Genomic DNA, 19,917 nt, shown 5'->3' with positions numbered 1-19,917 from the left:
AAGGCTAGCGTTGCTCGCTCTGCACCACGTGCTGGGTGATCACCGGCGGCGCCATGATCATGGCGGTGGCCAGCATCAGCGCCGTCGAAGCCGCGAACGCGGCCGCACACAGCACCGGCCACATGGATTCCTTGGCGACGGGGGTCATGAGCAGCAGCCGCGCACGGGTGATCTGGTCGGCGTCGAGGGCGGAATCAGCGGTCGTCATGGCCACACGTTCCGCCCAACTTGCACGGAGCGCAATGCGCGGACTTGGCGCATCCGCGCCCACAGCCTAGATGGACACCCATGATCCTGGTCATCGATAACTACGACAGCTTCACCTACAACCTCGTCCACTATCTGAACGAGCTGGGCGCGGAGACACTCGTCTATCGCAACGACGCCATCACGGTCGAAGAGGCGTTGGGCCTCAAGCCCGACGGCGTGCTGCTGTCGCCTGGTCCTTGCACCCCCAACGAGGCTGGCATCTGCCTGGAGCTGATCGAGAAGGCGCCTGAGGGCCTGCCGATCCTGGGGGTCTGCCTGGGTCACCAGTCCATCGGCCAGGCCTTCGGCGGCGAGGTGGTGCGCGCCAAGGCCACCATGCACGGCAAGACCAGCCCCATGCACCACACCGAGAAGGGTGTGTTCGCGGGTATGCCGCAGGACTTCACCGCCACCCGCTACCACAGCCTGTCGGTGGCCAGGGAGACGATGCCTGAGGTCCTGGAGGTCACCGCCTGGACGGAGGACGGCGAGGTCATGGGCTTCCAGCATAAGACCCGCCCGATCCACGGCGTGCAGTTCCACCCCGAATCCATCGCCACCGAGGGCGGCCATCACCTGCTGGCCAACTTCCTGGAACTGGCTGGCGTGCCACGAAACGTGCCTGCCTGATGTCGGACGCTTTCAAGCCGCTGCTGGGCCGCCTGGCCGACGGTCAGACCCTTTCGGACGAGGACGCCGGCGAATTCTTCGCCGCCTGTCTGAGGGGCGAGCCCTCCCCCGCCCAGGTGGCCGCCGCCATCACCGCCATGCGCCTGCGCGGCGAGACGATCGGCGAGATCACCGCCTGCGCCAAGGCCATGCGCCGCGCCGCCGTGACTCTGGATCCGCCCTATGAGGTGATGGACGTTTGCGGCACCGGCGGCGACGGCCTGCATACCCTGAACATCTCGACCGCCGTCGGCTTTGTGGCGGCGGGCGGCGGGCTGAAGGTCGCCAAGCATGGCAACCGCGCCCTATCCTCGCGGTCCGGCACCGCCGACGTTCTCACCGAGCTCGGCGTCGACATCAATGCCCCGGTCGAGCGGCAGATGAAGGCGCTCGACGAAGCGGGCATCTGCTTCATGTTCGCGCAGGCCCACCACGGCGCCATGCGCCACGTTTCGCCGATCCGGGCCGAGCTCGGCTTCCGCACGGTGTTCAACCTGCTGGGGCCGCTGACCAATCCCGCCAACGCCAAGCGCCAGGTGATGGGGGTCTTCGCCGAACGTTGGGTCGAGCCCCTGGCCCGCGTGTTGGGCGCCCTGGGCTCCGAGCGCGCCTGGGTGGTGCACGGCGGCGGCATGGACGAGATGACCACCACGGGCGAGACCGTCGTGGCCGAGTGGCGCGAGGGCCAGGCGCGGATCTTCACCATCACACCGGAAGCCGTGGGCCTGCCCCGCGCGGCCCTGGCCGACCTCACGGGCGGCAGTCCCGCCGAGAACGCGGTGGCCCTGCGCGCCCTGCTGGACGGCGAGACCGGCGCCTATCGCGACATCGTGCTGCTGAACGCGGCGGCGGCCTTCCTGGTGGGCGAGAGGGTGGAGACCCTGCGCGACGGCATCGACTTGGCGCGCGTGGTGATCGACGACGGCCGCGCCAAGACCGCCTTGACCAACCTGGCGGCCATCACGAGCGCGCCATGAGCGACATCCTCGACAAGATCGCCGCCTACAAGCGTGACGAAGTGGCCGAGCGGAAGACGCTGCGCACGGCGGCCCAGGTCGAGGCCTCCGCCGCCCAGGCCTCCGCGCCGCGCGGGTTCCGCGTCGCCCTGGAACGGGCCCATGCGCCCGGCCGCCTGGCCCTGATCGCCGAGATCAAGAAGGCCTCTCCGTCCAAGGGGCTGATCCGCGAGGACTTCGATCCGCCCTCCCTGGCTCGCGCCTATGAGACAGGAGGCGCGGCCTGCCTGTCGGTGCTGACCGACACGCCCAGTTTCCAGGGCGCAGACAGCTTCCTGATCGCCGCGCGGGATGCCTGCGCCCTCCCCGCCCTTCGCAAGGAGTTCCTCGTGGACCCCTGGCAAGTGGCCGAATCCCGAGCCCTCGGGGCTGACGCCATCCTGGTGATCATGGCCATGGTCGACGACTCGGTGGCCCGTGACCTGATGTCCGAGGCCGCCCGATTCGGCATGGACGCCTTGGTCGAGGTGCACAACGAAGCCGAGATGGCGCGCGCCGGGGCGCTCGGCGCGACCCTAGTGGGCGTGAACAACCGCGATCTGCGCAGTTTCAGCATCGACCTGGCCATCACCGAGCGGCTGGCGGCCCTGGCGCCCGAAAACGCCTTGCTGGTAACGGAAAGCGGCATCTTCACCGCCGCCGACGCCGCCCGGCTGGAGCGCTCCGGGGCGTCGGCCATGCTGGTGGGTGAGAGTTTGATGCGGCAGCCCGATGTCGCCGCCGCGGCACGGGCGCTGGTGGCCTAACCGGCGGTCAACTTGACATTAACGAAGAACGCCTAGAGAACATTTGCAAGGTTTCTGCTTTGTTCTTCAAGGGCTCGTCGTCCAATGCTCACTCGTAAACAGCACGAATTGCTCATGTTCATCCATGAGCGGATCAAGGAGAGCGGCGTCTCGCCCTCCTTCGACGAGATGAAGGAGGCGTTGGACCTGGCCTCCAAGTCCGGCATCCACCGCCTGATCACGGCGCTGGAGGAACGCGGCTTCCTGCGCCGACTGCCGCACCGGGCCCGCGCCCTGGAAGTGGTGAAGCTGCCGCAGCAGGCCACCACCTCATCGCCGCCCAAGGGCCGCGCACCGTTCAAGCCCCAGCTCGTCGAGGCCGGCGTCGCCCAGCAGGCGATGAACGCCGCGAATGACACTCGCGAGATCTCTGTGCTCGGCAAGATCGCCGCCGGCACACCCATCGAGGCGATCCAGCAGGAACGTGACCGCATGCACGTGCCCGAGAGCATGCTGGGCGCGGGTGAGCACTACGCGCTGGAGGTCCAGGGCGACTCTATGATCAACGCCGGCATTCTGGATGGCGACTATGTTGTGATCCGAAAAACCGACACCGCCACCTCCGGCGAGATCGTCGTGGCCCTGGTGATGGGTGAGGAAGCCACCCTCAAGCGCCTTCGCAAGAAGGGCGCCTCCATCGCCCTTGAAGCCGCCAACCCGGCCTACGAGACCCGCATCTTCGGCCCGGACCAGGTCCAGGTCCAGGGCCGCCTCGTCGGCCTCATCCGCAAATACCACTAGCTGCTGAGGCGGCGCGTCCTCAGCAGATGTGGACGCGCCGTTCCTGCTACCGGCAGGCTTGTCGCGGCCTGTCAGGGGGCGTCCTCGAGGATCACGCCGCCGGTCCAGGGACGCTGACCCCGCAAGGTCTGCGCCCACACGACCCGCCAGCCCGACACCGTTCGGTAGAGTTCGGCTGAGCCGCCCCGCGCGAAATCGTCCTCGGTGAGCAGGAGGACGTCGGGACAGTCCGCTTCGCTTGCCGCACCCCGCACCACGACGATTTCCGCAGCTTGGCAGGACAACGGGAGGGTCTTCTCGATGGTCGAGGCCCGGCGCGTGAAAATTGCTGCGACACGCGGCGACGATCCCGACCGCGGGGCACAGGACCAACGATCGCAATCGTAGAGGGCGTCGCGGGCGGCCTGACCTTCTGCGGCGGGCGTCAGGCCGCGGCGACGGGCCCAGAGCTCGGCCCCGAACAGCTTCACGTCGGGGCGAAAGAGGATGGCCTGCTTGCCCTCCCGCACCGCCAGAGTCGAACCATCGGCGGCGATCCAGAGGTCCGGGGTCGGTGGTCGGGGCGTCAGGCTGACGGCGAGCGCAAAGGGCAGGCCCGCCCAGCGCAGCGGCCCCTTCCACAGGCATAGCCAGAGAATGCCCAGGAAGGCCGCCGTCAGGGTCCAGCCCGGGGCGCTGGCGACGATGAGCTGGGCGTTGGGCAGGCTCGAGGCCTTGGCGGCGATCAGGTTCATGGTGTCGATGGCGAAGCCGGCGGCCCTCAGCGGCCAGTCTCCCACGCCGAAAGGCGCCAGGATCGCCCCCAAGGCCAGGGCTGGCATCATCAAGAATGAGGAAATCGGCGCCACCAGCAGGTTGGAGATCAGCCCGAAGGTGGAGACCCGATTGAAGTGCTGCATTGCGAACGGCCCTGTGGCCATGCCCGCCACGAAACTGGCCGCCAGGCTGGCGCCGAGCCAGGTTCCCGCGCCCTGGACGGCGCGGATCGGCCAGGGGGCGTTGATCTCCCGGATAGGGCGTGGCCACAACTCGGCCATCGCGACGAGCGCGGTGGTGGCGGCAAACGACATCTGGAAGCCGGGCGCCGTCACGGCCTCCGGCTGAATGGCCAGGATCACGAGCGCGGCGATGGCCAAGGTGTGCAGGCTGATGGCGCGGCGATCCACCAGGATGGCCCCGAAGGCCGCCGCCGCGGTGATCGCCGCCCGCTCGGCGGGGGCCGGAGCGCCGGAGAGTACGAGGTAGCTGAGGACGGCCGTTAGCGCGAACAGCGCCGCGGTCTTCTTGCTGGAGACCCGCAGGGCCAGCCAAGGCCAGGCGGCGATCAGCAACCTTATGCCGGCGAAGGCGAACCCACCGACGATGGCCATGTGCAGGCCGGAGATCGAGACGATGTGTGCCAGGCCGGAGGCGCGGAGCGCGTCTACCTGTTCGCGAGGGACAAAGGCCTCATGCCCGGTGACCATCGCCGCGCCCAGGCCACCGCTCTCCACACCCATCTCATCGACGATCTTGCGCGCCAAGGCCCACCGGGCGGCGTTAACACGCATCTCCAGCGCCAGCCGCCAGGGCGGGGCCTCGGCGAAGATCTCGCGCGGCGGGGTCAGCGCGAATCCCACACCGCCGATCCCGTCGAAGAAGGCGTCGCGGGCGAAATCATAGGAGCCCGGACTGGCGGGCGGCGGCGGCGGGTTGAGCATGCCGCGCACGCGGATGGCTGTTCCCGGCGCCGGCAAGGGCGTGCCGGGTTGCAGGGTCATGCGGGCACGGATCGGAGTCGCGTCGGGCGCCAGGCCGCTCACCCGAATGGGCGCCAGCAGCAGTCGAGGACCGCCCTGTCCCGGATTGGCGATATCCACGACAAGGGCGTCCACCGTCTGCATCCCCTCGCCGCTGGGCGCGATAGGCGCGCGGACGTGCTCGGTGCGCAGCTTTCCGACCGCGAACCCGGCCAGGGCGAAGGCGGTCAAGGTCAGGGCGACGGCGAGAATCCGGCCGCTGCTCCATCGAACCCGGGCCCACAACATCGCTCCGGCCAGGCCCAGGATGGCGATCGCGAGCGCCGCGACGGGCTCACGCGGCAGGGCGAAATAGGCGGCTGCGCCACAACCAAACGCCACGGGTGTCCACAAACCGAGCCGGTCGGCCTGCGCCACCGCCTGGGCGCGCAGCCACATCATCGCCTCAGCGGCGCTAGGAAGCTTGCGGATGGGCGTGTTAATAGGCGCCGCGATCGCGTCGGCCTCCGCCGTCGCCGCCCCACCCACAGTCTTGAGCTCGATGTCCGACCGTCCCGTCGTCACCCGTATCGCCCCCTCGCCCACCGGCTACATGCATATTGGCACGGCCCGCACGGCCTTGTTCAACTGGCTTTACGCCAAGCACACCGGCGGCAAATTCCTGTTGCGGATCGAAGACACCGACCGCGAGCGTTCCACCCTGCCCGCCGTCCAGGCGATCTTCGACGGGATGGCCTGGTTGGGCCTGGTTCCCGACGAGGAGCCGGTGTTCCAGGCAGCCCGCGCCGACCGGCATGTGATCGCCGCGCAGGAACTGCTGGCCAAGGGCCGCGCCTATCGCTGCTACATGACCGCCGAAGAGCTCACTGCTGAGCGCGAGATAGCTCGCGCCGAAGGCCGCGCGGTGCAGTCACCCTGGCGCGATCAGGAGGCAAATTTCAACGACCGCCCCCATGTCGTCCGATTCAAAGGCCCCCGCGACGGCGAAACCGTGATTCACGATCGAGTTAAGGGCGACGTCACCTTCAAGAACAAGGACCTGGATGACCTGATCATCCTGAGGACCGATGGGACGCCGACCTACAACCTCGCCGTGATCGTCGACGACCATGAGATGGGGATCACCCACGTGATCCGCGGGGACGACCATCTGAACAACGCCGCCCGTCAGACCCTGATCTACGAGGCTTTGGATTGGGAAGTTCCGATCTGGGCGCACCTGCCGATGATCCACGGCCCCGACGGCGCCAAACTCTCCAAACGCCACGGCGCCCAGGCGGTCAGCGAGTTCGACGACATGGGCTACCTGCCCGAGGCCATGCGCAACTATCTGGCGCGACTAGGCTGGGGCCACGGCGACGACGAGATCTTCAGTGACGAACAGGCCCAGGCGTGGTTCGACGTCACGGACGTGGTGAGCGCCCCCGCCCGTCTGGATTGGGCTAAGCTGAACCACATCAACAACCACTACCTGCGGCTGGCGGACATCGACCGGCTGGTCAGTCTGACAGAGCGGGTGCTGAAAAGCCGGGGGGAGCCCTCCCACGACGGCGACGCGGTTATTCTGCAGCGCACCATTCCCCTGGTCCGCGACGGGGCCAAGACCTTGCTGGAACTGGCCGATGCCGTGGTGTTCGCGCTGAAGCAGCGCCCGCTCGAGCTGCCCGAAAAAGTGGCCGGGATGCTCAATGATGAGACCCGAGCTCGGCTAACGCGGTTGCGCGACAACCTCGTCGACCAGGGCGATTGGGAGGTCCCGGCGCTCGAAGCCGCCCTGCGCAGCTTCGCTGAAAGCGAGGGCGTAGGCCTTGGAAAGATTGGTCCAGCCTTACGCGGCGTCCTGTCGGGTGAGGCGCCCGCGCCCGATCTGGCCGGCGCCTTGGTAAGCCTCGGAAAAGCGGAAAGTCTCGGTCGACTAGACGATGCCCTTTCACCCGCTGCGTAAGGCGGTATAAGGCTCGCCAAACAGACGTTTTGTTCCAGACATGCGAAGGGGATGGCATGGCCGACACGGCGAAAATGAGCATCGGTCAAAAGACCGTTGAACTCCCGATTCTGAAGGGCGTCGACGGCCCGGATGTCGTCGATATCCGCAAGCTCTACGCCGAGGCCGACGTCTTCACCTATGACCCGGGCTTCACCTCCACGGCGTCCTGCGAGAGCAAGATCACCTTCATCGACGGCGACGCGGGTATCTTGCTGCACCGCGGCTATCCGATCGACCAGCTGGCAGAAAAATCGAGCTTCCTCGAAGTCTGCTACCTGTTGCTGCACGGCGAATTGCCCAATGCCGCCGCAGCCGAGGAATTCGAGAAGACGATCACCTACCACACGATGCTGCACGAGCAGTTCGATCGCTTTTTCCTGGGCTTCCGTCGAGATGCTCACCCGATGGCGATCATGGTCGGCGCCGTCGGCGCGCTCTCGGCCTTCTACCATGACAGCACCAACGTCGAGGATCCCGAGCAGCGGATGATCTCGTCGCACCGGCTGATCGCCAAGATGCCGACGATCGCCGCGCGCGCCTTCAAGTACTTCCGCGGCCAGCCCTTCGTGCACCCGCGCAATGACCTGTCCTACGCCGAGAATTTCCTGCGTATGTGCTTCTCCGTGCCCGCCGAGGATTGGGTCCCGAACCCGGTGCTGACGCGCGCCATGGATCGCATCTTCATCCTGCACGCCGACCACGAGCAGAACGCCTCGACCTCGACGGTTCGCCTCGCGGGGTCTTCGGGCGCCAACCCGTTCGCCTGCATCGCGGCCGGGATCGCCTGCCTCTGGGGCCCCAGCCACGGCGGCGCGAACGAAGAAGCGCTGAACATGCTCAAGGAGATCGGCACCGTCGATCGCATCCCCGAGTACGTTCAGGGCGTGAAGGACCGCCGCTACCGCCTGATGGGCTTCGGTCACCGCGTTTACAAAAACTACGACCCCCGCGCGACCGTGATGCAGAAGACCTGCCATGAGGTCCTCGCCGAGGTCGGCAATTCCGACGACCCGCTGCTGAAGGTGGCCATCGAGCTTGAGCGCATCGCTCTGTCCGATCCCTACTTCATCGAGCGCAAGCTCTACCCGAACGTCGACTTCTATTCCGGCATCACCCTACGCGCTCTGGGCTTCCCGCCGGAGATGTTCACCGTGCTGTTCGCCGTGGCGCGTACGGTCGGTTGGATCGCGCAGTGGAAGGAAATGATCGAGGATCCGTTGCAGAAGATCGGCCGGCCGCGCCAGATCTACACAGGCTCCCCGCAACGGGACTACACCGCGATCAGCAAGCGCTAGGCGCTTGGAGTCCCGGACTTGAGATCATCCGCCGCGCCCTCGGGTTCGGCGGATTTTCTTCGCGCGTCAGGCGATGAGCCTGAGGATGGCCTCAGCGGCGGCGTCTGACGGGTCGGGACCGCCCCGGCCCATCTTTTCCAGAGCGCCGTATTGGGCTGCGATCTGGCGGCCGGCGATGTCGGCGTTATCCAGCCGCAGGGCGGCCTCGCGGGTAAGGTTTTCCGGCGTGCAATCGTCCTGGATCAGTTCCGGGGCCACCATCGTGCCGGCGGCGATGTTGAAGAGCGTGATGGGCCGCTTCACCAGCCGGTTGACCAAGGCGTAGGTAAGCTTGTCGATCCGGTAGCCGATCACCATGGGACAGCCGGCAAGGGCCAACTCGATGGTGACGGTGCCAGAACAGGCCAGGGCGGCGGTGGCCGCCTTCATGGCGTCGAGCTTGGCCTGCTCGCCTTCGACCACGTGGGCGCGGCGAGGCCAGCCGGCGACCTGCGCCTTGACCGCCGCGGCCACGGTCGGCGCCGCCGGGATGACGATCTCCAGGTCCGGGTGACTTGCCTTCAACAGCAAGGCGGCGGCGGCGAACGACGGCAGGACGCGGGTGATTTCGCTGGGGCGACTGCCGGGCAAGACCAGCAGGATCGGGGCCTCAGGGGCAATGCCAAGGTCTTTGCGCAGACGGGCCGGGTCGGCCTTGGAGAAGTCGACCTTCAGCGCCGCATTGCCAACGAAGGTGGTGGCCAGACCCTCGGCCTCGAAATACGGGGCGTCGAAGGAATGGATCGACAGCAGGTGATCGACGGCGCCGGCCAAGACCTTGGCGCGCCCCTTTCGCCAGGCCCACACCTGGGGCGCGACGTACTTCACCAGCGGGATGGAAGGGTCGATCTTTCGCAACCGATGGGCGACGCGCAGGCTGAAGGCCCAGGAGTCGATCAACACGACCACGTCGGGCTTCTCGCGGGCGGCGAGTGCGACCGTCTGGTCCACCAGCTTCATGGCGCGGGGATAGACGGCGAGCGCGTCCACGACGCCGAGAATCGAGAGTTGGGCGATGTCGAACAGGCTCTCCACGCCCTGGGCGGCCATCTGGGCGCCTCCGGCGCCGATGAAGCGCACATTGTCGCCCAGCCGCGCGCGAAGGGCCTTGGCCAGGCCCGCGCCCCGGTCGTCGCCGGAGGCTTCGGTGGCCACCAGCATGACGCAGAGCGGCTTGCTCACGGTTCGACGCCCAGAATGAAGAGGCCGAGTTCGTCAGCCAACTCGATCACCGCCTCACGGTCGAGAACCAGGAGACGCCCCGCCTCCCCAACAATGCCCGCCAAGCCAGCGGCGGCGACGCGCTGAACGGTGGCCAGCCCGATGGTGGGCAGATCGATGCGGGTCTCCTGGATGGGTTTCGGCGCCTTGGCCAGCACACCGCGATAGGCGCCAGGGGTTCCTCGGATCGCGGCGGGGATTTCGTGGGCCACGCGACGCAGCATGGCGTCGGTGCCCTCCTGGGCTTCTACGGCCAGCACCAGGCCGTCACAGACCACGGCCCCTTGCCCTACATCCAGGCGACCGATCTCTCGGGCCACCAGCAGGGCGCGGTCGATGTCGCCCTGGTGTTCGGGGCGGGGAGCCACCGCGCCCAGCGGTCCCTTGGCGAGGGTCAGGTCGCTCTTGGCCTCGTGGGCGCCTTCTATCACGAAGCCCTCCTTGGCGAACTCATTCAGCACGACCCGCAGCAGGGCGTCATCGCCCTTTCGCGCTGCGGCCATGACAGCCGGCAGGAGGGCGAGGCCACGCAGGTCAGGCTTCAGGGTCTTGAAGTCCGGCCGGCTGACGTTGCCAACCAGGCAGACGGCCTGGCAACCGGCGCGCTTGAGCGCCTTGATGGTCTTGCCGATCTCCGCCAAGCCGACATCGGCGCCAGGGAAGCGGTTGAGCTCGGGGTCGGCGAAGCCCTTCAGGCGAGCGATGAAGACGGCGCGGCCCGCCTGTTCGCAGTGCTCGGCGATCTCCAAGGGCAGGGTGCCGCCGCCGGCGATCAGGCCGAGCTTGCGCATGTGAAGGCTAGACCTCCCGTTCGGGCAGGCAAAGTGGGCGATTGCCGTCGGCGCGGATGAAGTCGATGATCTCCCGGACTTCGTCGGAGCTCTCATAGGTCTCGATTGTATCGTCGAGGCGCTCCTGGAAGGTGCCCTCGTCGGCGAACAACATGCGATAGGCCGCCCGCATGGTGTTGATGGTCTCCCGGCTAAAGCCGCGGCGTTTCAGGCCCACCAGGTTGAGGCCCTCAAGGTGGGCGTGGTTGCCCCAGACCGAGCCATAGGGAATGACGTCCTTTACGACGGCCGCGAGGCCGCCGATCATCGCGTGGCGACCCACCCGCGTAAACTGATGCACAGCGGCCAGGCCGCCGACGATGACGAAGTCCCCGATCTGGCAATGGCCGCCCAGCGTCGCCTGTTTGGTCAGGATGACGTGGTCGCCAACCTTGCAATCGTGGCCGACGTGGCTCTCGATCATATAGAATCCGTCCGACCCCACGCTGGTCAGGCCGCCTCCGTTGACGGTGCCGATGTTCATGGTGGCGTGTTCGCGGATGGTGTTGCGGTCGCCGATCACCAACCTGGTGGGCTCGCCGTTGTAGGCCGTGTGCTGCGGGGGGCCGCCCAACATGGCGAAGGGATAGACAGTGTTTCCCTCCCCGAGCTCAGTATGGCCATCCACGACGATGTGGGAGACAAGTTTGGTGCCCGCGCCCAGACGGACATTGGGACCAACCGTGCAGAACGGGCCGATGACGACGCCGTCGCCGAGCACCGCACCGTCGGAGACGATGGAACTGGCATGGACGTGAGCGCTCATTGGGTGGCCACAACCATTGCGGCGAACTCGCATTCGGCCGCGACCTTGTCGCCCACCATGGCCTGCCCCTGGAACTTGAAGAGATCGCCCCGCGCACGGATCACCTTGACGTTCAGGCGCAGGACGTCGCCGGGCCGAACAGGCTGACGGAAGCGGCCATTGTCCACCGAGACAAAGAAGATGGTCTTGCCGGCCACGTCCACCTCGAGGGACTTGGACATCAGAACCGCGCCGGTTTGGGCGAGGGCCTCGATGATCAGCACGCCGGGCATGACGGGGTAATCGGGAAAATGGCCCTGGAAAAAGGGCTCGTTGATCGTCACGCACTTGATGCCGACGATCGACTCGCTGGGCTTGTAGTCCTCGCAGCGGTCGACCAGCAGGAAGGGATAGCGATGCGGTATCCGCTTCACGATCTCGGTGATGTCGATCTCGGTGGGAGACTCGTTGACGGGGGCCTTGCGGCTCATTGATCAGTTTCCTCCCGACGGCGTACGGCCGCCGCTTTGCTGAGCCAGGCGACTTCGCGCAGCCATTGTCGCATGGGCATGGCTGGATAGCCCCCCACGACGGCCTTGGGCGGCACGTCCCGCAAGACGCCCGCGGCCGCGCCGATCTGAGCGCCCTCGCCGATGATGACGTGGTCAGCCACCCCGGCTCGGCCGCCGAAGGCCGAACCGTCGCCGATGGTGACGCTCCCCGAGATGCCTGTATGGGCGGCCATCACGCAGTTGCGGCCCACGCGGACGTTGTGGGCGATCTGCACCAGATTGTCGATCTTGGTGTTCTCGCCAAGGACGGTGTCTTCATAGGCCCCCCGGTCGATGCAACTATTGGCCCCGACGGTGACGCCGTCCTGCAGGATCACGCGACCTAGTTGTGGGATGTCGATGACTCCGGTGGGGCCGGCCGTAGCGCCGAATCCCGCCTCGCCGATGGCCGCGCCCGCCAGGATTTTCACGCGGTCGCCCAGTAGGGCGCAGTGGATACTGACATTGGGGCCGATGATGCAGTCCCGGCCGATCGTGACGCCGGGACCGACGACGCTGTTAGGTCCGATAACGGTCCCACGGCCGATCTGCGCGCCCTGGCCTATCGCGGCGCCGGGCCCAATGACCGTCCCCCCCTCCAAGGTGGCCTCGGGAGAGACAGCCGGGCCGGCATGCAGCCGCTGACGATGGAGGTGTTGGCCCGAAATGGCGTAGGCGGCCGTCGGCTGGCGGGTGACAAGGGCGACACACCCTGGCGGCACGAGGCCCGCGTCTCGCTCGGAGACGAAACAGGCCGCGGCGCGGGTGTCCGCCAGCTCGGCGGCCAACTTACGATCCGAGAAATAGGTGATGCTGTCAGCGGAGGCCCGCGCCAGGATGGCGACGCGGGCGACCTGCACCGACCCGGCCTGCGGGTTCGACAGCTCGGCCCCAGTCAGCGCGGCGAGCTCCGTCAGTGAAACGGGCCCCAAATCTTCGAAAAAGCGCGGGTCAGGCATCAAGCACTCTCTGCTCGACCCGCGCATAGCCCGAGTCGTTCTACTTGCGGGCGGGAGCCGCAGCTTGAGGGGCCGCAGCCTGTTGGTCCAGCCGTTCGCGGTCGAAGGCGAACTGGGTGATCTTCGCGTTCAAGGCCGTGGTCATGGACGGGCTGATGTCCATGGCGGGATTGGCGATCACCAAGGCGTCACGCTGCAGCAGGATGCTGCACTGACGCTGCTGATAGACTTGGCGAATGATCGGGTCCAGTTCCTGGCCGACCCTGCCAAGAGCCTTTTGCTGGGTGGCCTGCAACTCCCGCTCGCGCAGCTGCGACTTGCGCTGGTAGGCGTTGGCGCGGACCTGAAGGTCGGCCGCGCGCTTCTCGAACGCCCCCTGATCCAGCGTCGCCTTTTGACCATCCAAGGTCTTGGCGTCGTTCTGGAGGGTGGTTTCCTCCGACTTCATTTCCGCGCCGACCTGGGCCGCGATCTGCTGCAGGCGAGTCTGGACGTACTTGCCGACGGTTGACCCGCCGATGACGCCTTCGATCGACATGACGCAGACGCCAGGGATCGCCGGCCCGTGAGAGGTGACCGGCGCCGAAGCCGCCTGGGCGAAGGCCGAGCTGGCGGTTAGCGAGAGCGCGGCGACGCAGGTCGCCGCAACAATGTTTTTGATCGTCATGAGGGTCAGAACTTCGTTGAAGTGGAGAAGCGGAAGGTTTCGGTCTTGTCGTAGTCTTCTTTGGCCAAAACTTGGCTGAAGTCGAAACGAATGGGGCCCATCGGAGACTTCCAGAACACCGACAGACCAGCCGTTGCGCGCAGCGACAGGTCATCGAAGATCAGCGGATCACGCGTGCCCGCGGGATAGGGAAGACCAGTGACCGGGTTGATCGAGCCAGGCTGGTATTCCTTGTCCACGTCGTCGAGCAGGCCGACGGTGCCGAAGTCGGTGAAGAGGGCGGCCTTGATGCCGTATTGCTCGGGCACGAAGGTGGGAATGGTCATTTCCACCGAACCAATGGCATAGGCGCGGCCACCCAAGGCGTCGCTGCGGGCGAAGTTGGTGTCGCGCGGCCCGAGGCCCGCGGTCTCGAAGCCCCGGAAGCTGTTACCGCCCTTGTAGGAGCGATCGTTGATCCGGATCGTGTCACCGCTCCAGCCGGCGATATAGCCCCCCTGGCCAGTGACGCTGAGGATGAAGTTCTTGTTGAAGCCGTGATACCAGCCGCCGGAAAGGTCGGTCTTGATGTAGTTCACGTCGCCGCCGACGCCGGCCAGATCCTGGCTGACATCAACGTAGAAGCCGCGGGTCGGATTGATCGGATTGTTCCGTCGATCCAGGCGCAAGCCGTAGCCAACGAGGGAGGTCAGGAACGCCCCGCGCTGGGCGCAAAGTGATAGCGAAACGATCGGCGAGGTCACGTCGCAGTAGGTGTCGTCGATCTCCACCTCGTCCTGGCGGATCACATACCGGGTGCTCATCGACGAGTTCAGCGTCAGCGGGAAGCCGGCGCGCAGGTTCATGCCGAGCGTGCTGGTCTGATAGGCCGAATAGTCAGTCAAGTCGTAGCGGTACGAGTAGATGTCCACCCCGGCCCGAAGATTACGGCCCAGGAAGCGCGGCTCGGTGAAGGAGAAGTCCACCTGCTGCCGTAGGGAGCCCACCGATATGCGGGCGCGGACATCCTGACCACGTCCACGGAAGTTGCGTTGGGTGATGCCCAGATCGAGAACCAGTTGGTCGACGGACGAGTAGCCGGCGCTGAACGAGAGCTCACCGGTCGGCTGCTCCTCGACCTTTACCTGCAGGGTTGTCCGGTCCGGCGCCGAGCCCGGAATCTCGGTGATGTTGACGTCCTTGAAGAAGCCGAGCGCACGGATGTTGTTCTTCGACCGGTCCACGAGGGCGCGATTGTAGGCATCGCCTTCGACCAAATTCAGCTCGCGGCGGATGACGGAGTCGAGGGTCTGGCTGTTGCCGACGATATCGATACGCTCGACATAGACGCGCGGCCCCTCACGGACCTGGAAGACCACATCGACGGTCTTGGTGTCCTTGTTGGCGACATAGCGCGGCCGCACATCCACCGAGGCGAAGCCTGCGGCGCCGGCAGCGAAGGTCAGCGAGTCGGTCGCGTTCTCGATCTTCTCGTCTTCATAGAGCTCACCCGAGCGGATCGGCACCAACTGCAGCAGCAGGTTCTTGTCCAGCTTCTGTAGTTCAGTCTCCACGGAGATTTTGCCGAACTTGTATTCCGGGCCTTCGTCGAGGGTATAGGTGATGACGAAGCCGTTCTTGTCCGTGGACAGTTCGGCCACCGCCGAAATCACGCGGAAGTCGTAGAAGCCGCGATTTCGGTAATGCTTACGCAGCTGCTCCTTGTCGTACTCAAGGCGGTCAGGGTCGTAGTTGGCGTTGGACGAGAAGAATTTATACCAGCTGGTCTGCTCGGTCACGACCACGTCGCGCAGGTCGTTGTCGGAGAACTCCTTGTTCCCCAGGAAGTTGACGCGCAACACGCCGCTCTTGGGCCCCTCATCGATCTCGAAGATCAGATCGACGCGCTTCTGGGGCAACTCGACGATCTTCGGCGACACCGTCGCCGAGATGCGGCCCGACCGGCGATAGAGCTCGACGATCCGCTGGACATCGGACTGGACCTTGGCGCGCGTGAAGATGCCGCGCGGGCGCACGGTGACCTCGTCGCGAAGCTTCTCTTCCTTGAGGCCGGAGTTGCCCTCGAAGACCACCTTGTTGATGATCGGGTTTTCCACGACCGTGATGGTCAGGTCACCGTTCGTCAGGTTGATCTTCACGTCCGAGAACAAATCCGTTCGGAACAACGCCTTCAGCGCCAGGTCGAGCTTGGCCGGATCGGCGCTCTCCCCAGGCTGAATCGGTAGATACGAGAGTACGGTCGACTGCTCGATCCGCTCATTGCCTTCGACAATGATCCTTTGCACCACACCGCCCTGCTCCGCAGCCTGCGCAAAGGCGAGACTCGGCAGGGCAAGCGCGGTCGAGCCCAGAAGCAGGGCGAGACCGGAGGCGAGCGCGGCGCTGTGGGCGCGGGTTCTTTGCATCGTTTCTGCCGTCAACGGAAATGGGGAGGTCAGGAAAGCAGACCGCCGAGGATTTTGAACACACGCAGTTGCTGCAGATCGTTCCAGGTCGCGAACAACATCAATCCCAGCAACAGCGCAAGGCCCACACGATAGCCGGCGGCCTGAACCTTGGCCGCGAGAGGCCTGCGGGCCACAGCTTCGTAGGCGTAGAACAGCAGGTGGCCCCCGTCCAGCACGGGCACCGGCAGCAGGTTCATGAACCCGATCCCGACCGAGAGCACGGCGGCGAGCCCCAGGAGGGCGACGCCGGAGCCAAGAATCTGCGAGCCGAGATCCGGCGCGCCAACCGCCCCGGCCTGGGCGACCTGGCCCGAGACGCGGGCGATCCCCAACGGACCGCTCAACTGGTCAGCCGAGACCTGGCCGGTCACCATCCGGCCCAGGTAATAGACCGTGGTGCTCAGCACGCGCCAGGTGCGCTCGACGCCCTTGCCGAGCGCCTCGATGGGGTTGTAGCGGACATGGACATAGTCCTCGCGGGCCTGCACCGGGACGATGCCCAGGGTGCCCTGCATCCGCTCGCCACCGAGACCATCCGAGCGCATCTGCAGCTTGGAGGTGGCGGTCAGCGAAACCTCCTGGGTCCCGCGCCGCACGACAAACTCCGTCGGCAGGTTCACCCGCAGTTGGGCGACCTCGGCCAGATCCATGAAGCTCTTGACCGGGCGGCCATCCGCCTCGGCGATCAGGTCCCCGGGCCGGAAGCCCGCCGCCGCCGCAGGACTGCCCGGGGTGACGGAGGCCACCTTGGCCGGCAGCAGGTTTTCTCCCAGGGCGAGGATCAGGACGGCGAAGATGACGACGGCGAGGACGAAATTGGCCATCGGGCCCGCCGCGGCGATCACCGCGCGCTGCCAGGTCGGCTTGAAGTGGAAATAGCGCGACAGCGCCCCCTCCCCTTCCCGCGCGACGATGGCCTGGCGCATGGTCTCCAGGTCGTCCTGGTCGGGGACGCTGGCGGCGTTGTCGTCGCCGGAGAAGGCCACGTACCCGCCCACAGGCGCCCAGCCGATCCGCCATTGCACGCCGGACTTGTCGGTCCAGGAGGCGATCGCCTTGCCGAAGCCGATGGAGAACCGGTCGATCGCCACGCCGAAACTCTTGGCGGCCCAGAAGTGGCCCAGCTCATGGACGGTGACCACAAGGGTCAGCACCAGAACGAAGGCCACAGCGGTCTGAAGAATCGAAAGCATGGCGAGGCTACTCCCTACGACGCCGGACGAAGCCCGGCGACGACATCGCACGCAACGCGACGCGCCATCGCATCTGTCGCCTTTGCACCCTCGAGAACATCGCTGTTGGGTTCCCCCGCGAGGCCCTGGGCCTCAACACGTTCGAGTGTGTCGGCTACGATTGCGGCAATATCGAGAAAGCCAATGCGCCGGTCAAGAAAAGCGGCCACGGCGACCTCATTGGCGGCGTTCATCACCGCCGGCGCCGCGCCGCCCGCCGCCAGCGCGTCCTTGGCGATTTGAAGCGCGGGGAATCGGTCGTAGTCGGGCGCCTCGAAGGTGAGCTGGGCGACCTGAGCCAAGTCCAGCTTGGGCGCAGGCCAGGGCAGCCGGTCGGGCCAGGCGAGCGCGCAGGCGATCGGCGTACGCATGTCGGGCGCGCCGAGTTGGGCCAGGGTCGAGCCGTCGACATATTCCACCATGGAATGGACGATGGATTGCGGATGGACGATCACGTCGACTCGTTCAGGCGGCATGGCGAACAGATAGGCCGCCTCGACCATTTCAAGGCCCTTGTTCATCATGGTGGCCGAGTCGATGGAGATCTTGACCCCCATGTCCCACATCGGATGGGCAACCGCCTGCTCGACGCTGGCTAGTCGCATCTGATCACGGGTCCAGCCCCGGAACGGGCCACCCGACGCGGTGAGCACCAGACGCGAGACGTGTTGGGCGACCATCGGGTCGAAGACCTGAAAGATCGCCGAGTGCTCGGAATCGACTGGAATCACCACCCCGCCCGCCAGCTTGGCTATGCGCAGCAGTTGTGGCCCGGAACAGACGAGGCTCTCCTTATTGGCCAGGGCGACGATGGCTCCTGCCTGCGCGGCGGCCAGGGTCGGCCCCAGTCCTGCGAAACCGACAATCGCCGACATCACCCACTGGGCGTCCATGCCCGCGGCCTCGACCACGGCGTTTGCGCCTGCCGCCGAGGCGATACCCGTCCCCGCCAGGCGATCGCGCAGTTCGGCAAGTTTGGTTTCGTCCTCGATCACCGCCAGCCTCGGCCGCCACTGGCGGGCCTGTTCGGCCAAGCGTTCGACATTGCGGCCCGCTGTCAGGGCGATGATCTCGACCTCGGCGCCGGACTTCTCGATGAGGTCCAGGGTGGAGACCCCCACCGACCCCGTGCAGCCCAGGACGCTGAGACGACGCGGAAGACTCAATGGCCCCATCCCAAATGGTTCACCAGGCGGGCCAGCGCGATGATCACGACGGCGAACAACAGGCCATCAACCCGGTCCAGCAGACCGCCGTGACCCGGGATCAGATCGCCGGAATCCTTGACCCCAAACCGCCGCTTCAACGCTGATTCCCAAAGGTCTCCGGCCATGGTGGCCAGGCCGCCCAGCAGGCCCACCAGAGCGCCGGCGGCCATGTTGAGCTCGAAGGCCGGGATGAGGGTCATCAGGGCGCCGACAGCCATGGCGAAGACCAGGCCGCCCACAAAGCCCGACCAGGTCTTGTTGGGCGAGAAACGCGGCCAGAGCTTGGGGCCCTTCAAGGCGCTGCCGACTGCGAAGGCCGCGATGTCGGCGGTCCAGGTGATGGCGAACAGCATCAGCGTCCACCACTGGCCCTGGGGCATGGCGCGCAGCCAGATCAGGCAGATGCAGGCGATGCCGATATAGAAGACGCCGAACGCCGCGTCCGCCGGCCGTTCGGCCACCCCGCGGGCAACCAGGGCCGAAGCCACGCCCCCCAGCAGCAGTCCCGCCCACGCCAGCCACATGTGGTCGCGGTGGGCCAGGAAGACCCCGGCCAGGATGGCGACGGTGACGGCCGTGGAGACGCGGACCGGCGCATAGGGCGCGCTCATTCCGCCCCACTCGATGGAGAGCAGAGCGACCGCCACGGCGACCAGCACCAGGAAGGGCCACCCTCCGACGGCCAGGCCCGTGTCGAACCAGACCGCGGCCAAGGCGGTCGGGACCAGCACGGTGGCCGAGGCCACCCGAACCCCCAGATTGGTCCAGTTGAAACGCTTAACCGGCGGCAAGGACATCGTCCGCGACAGCGCCGTACCTGCGCTCGCGCCGGTGGAATTCATCAATCGCCGACTGCAGGTGGTCGGGCGTGAAATCGGGCCAGAGCACGTCGGGGAAGACGAACTCCGAATAGGCCGATTCCCACAGCAGGAAGTTGGAGAGGCGCTGCTCGCCGCTGGTGCGCACCACCAGATCGGGCGGCGGCAGGCCGCCGGTGGACAGCCGGGCCTCGAAGGACGCGTCGGTCACGGAGGCGGCGTCGATCTTGCCGGCGAGGGCTTCGACCACCAGGGCGCGGGCCGCATCGACGATGTCGGCCCGCCCGCCGTAGTTGAAGGCCACCTGCAGGAAGAATTTATCGTTGTGGGCGGTACGGGCTTCGGCGCGCTCGACGATCTCGGCGACGTCCGGCGGCAGACCCTCGCGGCGCCCCAGGATGCGGACCTTCACGCCCTCACGGGTCAGCTTGTCCAGGTCGCTGTTCACATAGTGCTTCAGCAGCCGCATGACCTCGGCCACCTCGCCGGCCGGGCGGCCCCAGTTCTCGGTGGAAAAGGCGTAGAGAGTAAGCCAGCGAACGCCCAGTTCGGGGGCGGCTTCCACCACCCGGCGGATCGCCTCCACGCCCTTTGGGTGCCCCAGCTTGCGTGGCAGGCCCCGGCGCTTTGCCCAGCGGCCATTGCCGTCCATGACGATCGCCACGTGAAGTGGCGCGTCCTTGGCGGGTGGCTCTGTGGGAGCGGAGGCCATGAGGTTT

At 66.5% G+C, this 19,917-nt stretch carries 19 protein-coding genes; 6 read left to right on the top strand and 13 right to left on the bottom strand.

From position 1 onward, the window contains the following. Window positions 1-4: 4 nt before the first annotated feature. Window positions 5-208: a hypothetical protein gene (locus AAC997_RS11410; RefSeq protein ID WP_340645820.1), complete on the bottom strand. Its 204-nt coding sequence runs from the start codon at window positions 206-208 to the stop codon at window positions 5-7. Window positions 209-288: 80 nt separating this feature from the next. On the opposite strand from AAC997_RS11410, the gene AAC997_RS11405 reads away from it, so the two are divergent. From AAC997_RS11405 to lexA, 4 genes are all read left to right on the top strand, one after another. Then, window positions 289-879: an aminodeoxychorismate/anthranilate synthase component II gene (locus tag AAC997_RS11405; protein ID WP_340645819.1), complete on the top strand. Its 591-nt coding sequence runs from the start codon at window positions 289-291 to the stop codon at window positions 877-879. After that, window positions 879-1,895, top strand: a complete 1,017-nt coding sequence (gene trpD / locus AAC997_RS11400) for an anthranilate phosphoribosyltransferase (protein ID WP_340645818.1) — start codon at window positions 879-881, stop codon at window positions 1,893-1,895. The genes AAC997_RS11405 and trpD overlap by 1 nt, the downstream gene beginning before the upstream one ends. Continuing rightward, window positions 1,892-2,680, top strand: coding sequence for an indole-3-glycerol phosphate synthase TrpC (gene trpC, locus AAC997_RS11395; protein ID WP_340645817.1), 789 nt, complete (start codon window positions 1,892-1,894; stop codon window positions 2,678-2,680). The genes trpD and trpC overlap by 4 nt, the downstream gene beginning before the upstream one ends. Before the next feature lie 84 nt (window positions 2,681-2,764). Then, window positions 2,765-3,460: a transcriptional repressor LexA gene (lexA, locus tag AAC997_RS11390; RefSeq protein ID WP_340645816.1), complete on the top strand. Its 696-nt coding sequence runs from the start codon at window positions 2,765-2,767 to the stop codon at window positions 3,458-3,460. Window positions 3,461-3,531: 71 nt separating this feature from the next. Here lexA and AAC997_RS11385 read toward each other — a convergent pair whose 3' ends face one another. Then, complete coding sequence (locus tag AAC997_RS11385; RefSeq protein ID WP_340645815.1) at window positions 3,532-5,763, bottom strand: ComEC/Rec2 family competence protein; 2,232 nt, start codon at window positions 5,761-5,763, stop codon at window positions 3,532-3,534. On the opposite strand from AAC997_RS11385, the gene gltX reads away from it, so the two are divergent. Together gltX and gltA are read left to right on the top strand one after the other, a co-directional pair. Beyond that, complete coding sequence (gene gltX / locus AAC997_RS11380; RefSeq protein WP_340645814.1) at window positions 5,732-7,144, top strand: glutamate--tRNA ligase; 1,413 nt, start codon at window positions 5,732-5,734, stop codon at window positions 7,142-7,144. The two genes, AAC997_RS11385 and gltX, sit on opposite strands and share 32 nt — an antisense overlap. 56 nt (window positions 7,145-7,200) lie before the next feature. Then, window positions 7,201-8,481, top strand: coding sequence for a citrate synthase (gene gltA / locus AAC997_RS11375; protein ID WP_340645813.1), 1,281 nt, complete (start codon window positions 7,201-7,203; stop codon window positions 8,479-8,481). A gap of 66 nt (window positions 8,482-8,547) precedes the next feature. Here gltA and lpxB read toward each other — a convergent pair whose 3' ends face one another. From lpxB to uppS, 11 genes are read right to left on the bottom strand one after another with little or no spacing between them, the layout of a single operon-like run. Continuing rightward, window positions 8,548-9,702 (bottom strand): lipid-A-disaccharide synthase, encoded by a 1,155-nt coding sequence (gene lpxB / locus AAC997_RS11370; RefSeq protein ID WP_340645812.1) that lies wholly within the window; start codon window positions 9,700-9,702, stop codon window positions 8,548-8,550. Continuing rightward, window positions 9,699-10,532, bottom strand: coding sequence for a UDP-2,3-diacylglucosamine diphosphatase LpxI (lpxI, locus tag AAC997_RS11365; RefSeq protein ID WP_340645811.1), 834 nt, complete (start codon window positions 10,530-10,532; stop codon window positions 9,699-9,701). Before lpxI ends, lpxB begins: the two co-directional genes overlap by 4 nt. A 7-nt stretch (window positions 10,533-10,539) precedes the next feature. Next, window positions 10,540-11,337, bottom strand: coding sequence for an acyl-ACP--UDP-N-acetylglucosamine O-acyltransferase (gene lpxA / locus AAC997_RS11360; RefSeq protein ID WP_340645810.1), 798 nt, complete (start codon window positions 11,335-11,337; stop codon window positions 10,540-10,542). Continuing rightward, on the bottom strand, window positions 11,334-11,807 hold the full coding sequence (gene fabZ / locus AAC997_RS11355) for a 3-hydroxyacyl-ACP dehydratase FabZ (protein WP_293493195.1): 474 nt from the start codon (window positions 11,805-11,807) through the stop codon (window positions 11,334-11,336). Before fabZ ends, lpxA begins: the two co-directional genes overlap by 4 nt. Beyond that, entirely contained in the window at window positions 11,804-12,826 is a 1,023-nt protein-coding gene (gene lpxD, locus AAC997_RS11350) for a UDP-3-O-(3-hydroxymyristoyl)glucosamine N-acyltransferase (protein ID WP_340645809.1), read from the bottom strand. The genes fabZ and lpxD overlap by 4 nt, the downstream gene beginning before the upstream one ends. Before the next feature lie 40 nt (window positions 12,827-12,866). Further along, on the bottom strand, window positions 12,867-13,493 hold the full coding sequence (locus AAC997_RS11345) for an OmpH family outer membrane protein (RefSeq protein WP_340645808.1): 627 nt from the start codon (window positions 13,491-13,493) through the stop codon (window positions 12,867-12,869). Between the two features lie 5 nt (window positions 13,494-13,498). Further along, window positions 13,499-15,898 carry an outer membrane protein assembly factor BamA gene (gene bamA / locus AAC997_RS11340; protein ID WP_340645807.1) on the bottom strand — a complete coding sequence of 800 codons (2,400 nt, stop codon included), beginning with the start codon at window positions 15,896-15,898 and terminating at the stop codon, window positions 13,499-13,501. A gap of 29 nt (window positions 15,899-15,927) precedes the next feature. Then, window positions 15,928-17,133 (bottom strand): RIP metalloprotease RseP, encoded by a 1,206-nt coding sequence (gene rseP, locus AAC997_RS11335; RefSeq protein WP_340645806.1) that lies wholly within the window; start codon window positions 17,131-17,133, stop codon window positions 15,928-15,930. 14 nt (window positions 17,134-17,147) lie between these two features. Continuing rightward, window positions 17,148-18,347, bottom strand: coding sequence for a 1-deoxy-D-xylulose-5-phosphate reductoisomerase (gene dxr, locus AAC997_RS11330; RefSeq protein ID WP_340645805.1), 1,200 nt, complete (start codon window positions 18,345-18,347; stop codon window positions 17,148-17,150). Further along, window positions 18,335-19,177: a phosphatidate cytidylyltransferase gene (locus AAC997_RS11325; RefSeq protein ID WP_340645804.1), complete on the bottom strand. Its 843-nt coding sequence runs from the start codon at window positions 19,175-19,177 to the stop codon at window positions 18,335-18,337. Before AAC997_RS11325 ends, dxr begins: the two co-directional genes overlap by 13 nt. Then, on the bottom strand, window positions 19,158-19,910 hold the full coding sequence (gene uppS / locus AAC997_RS11320) for a polyprenyl diphosphate synthase (protein WP_340645803.1): 753 nt from the start codon (window positions 19,908-19,910) through the stop codon (window positions 19,158-19,160). Before uppS ends, AAC997_RS11325 begins: the two co-directional genes overlap by 20 nt. Window positions 19,911-19,917: the final 7 nt, after the last annotated feature.

The organism is Phenylobacterium sp., from assembly GCF_037968635.1.
Lineage (GTDB): Bacteria > Pseudomonadota > Alphaproteobacteria > Caulobacterales > Caulobacteraceae > Phenylobacterium.
This window is presented reverse-complemented; position numbering and strand designations above follow the sequence as displayed.

Excerpts from the sequence above, each read along its gene's own strand:
- AAC997_RS11410 (WP_340645820.1), bottom strand. The coding sequence starts at position 208 with ATGACGACCGCTGATTCCGCCCTCGACGCCGACCAGATCACCCGTGCG.
- AAC997_RS11405 (WP_340645819.1), top strand. The coding sequence starts at position 289 with ATGATCCTGGTCATCGATAACTACGACAGCTTCACCTACAACCTCGTC.
- trpD (WP_340645818.1), top strand. The coding sequence starts at position 879 with ATGTCGGACGCTTTCAAGCCGCTGCTGGGCCGCCTGGCCGACGGTCAG.
- trpC (WP_340645817.1), top strand. The coding sequence starts at position 1,892 with ATGAGCGACATCCTCGACAAGATCGCCGCCTACAAGCGTGACGAAGTG.
- lexA (WP_340645816.1), top strand. The coding sequence starts at position 2,765 with ATGCTCACTCGTAAACAGCACGAATTGCTCATGTTCATCCATGAGCGG.
- gltA (WP_340645813.1), top strand. The coding sequence starts at position 7,201 with ATGGCCGACACGGCGAAAATGAGCATCGGTCAAAAGACCGTTGAACTC.
- lpxI (WP_340645811.1), bottom strand. The coding sequence starts at position 10,532 with ATGCGCAAGCTCGGCCTGATCGCCGGCGGCGGCACCCTGCCCTTGGAG.
- lpxA (WP_340645810.1), bottom strand. The coding sequence starts at position 11,337 with ATGAGCGCTCACGTCCATGCCAGTTCCATCGTCTCCGACGGTGCGGTG.
- fabZ (WP_293493195.1), bottom strand. The coding sequence starts at position 11,807 with ATGAGCCGCAAGGCCCCCGTCAACGAGTCTCCCACCGAGATCGACATC.
- lpxD (WP_340645809.1), bottom strand. The coding sequence starts at position 12,826 with ATGCCTGACCCGCGCTTTTTCGAAGATTTGGGGCCCGTTTCACTGACG.
- AAC997_RS11345 (WP_340645808.1), bottom strand. The coding sequence starts at position 13,493 with ATGACGATCAAAAACATTGTTGCGGCGACCTGCGTCGCCGCGCTCTCG.
- bamA (WP_340645807.1), bottom strand. The coding sequence starts at position 15,898 with ATGCAAAGAACCCGCGCCCACAGCGCCGCGCTCGCCTCCGGTCTCGCC.
- rseP (WP_340645806.1), bottom strand. The coding sequence starts at position 17,133 with ATGCTTTCGATTCTTCAGACCGCTGTGGCCTTCGTTCTGGTGCTGACC.
- dxr (WP_340645805.1), bottom strand. The coding sequence starts at position 18,347 with ATGGGGCCATTGAGTCTTCCGCGTCGTCTCAGCGTCCTGGGCTGCACG.
- AAC997_RS11325 (WP_340645804.1), bottom strand. The coding sequence starts at position 19,177 with ATGTCCTTGCCGCCGGTTAAGCGTTTCAACTGGACCAATCTGGGGGTT.
- uppS (WP_340645803.1), bottom strand. The coding sequence starts at position 19,910 with ATGGCCTCCGCTCCCACAGAGCCACCCGCCAAGGACGCGCCACTTCAC.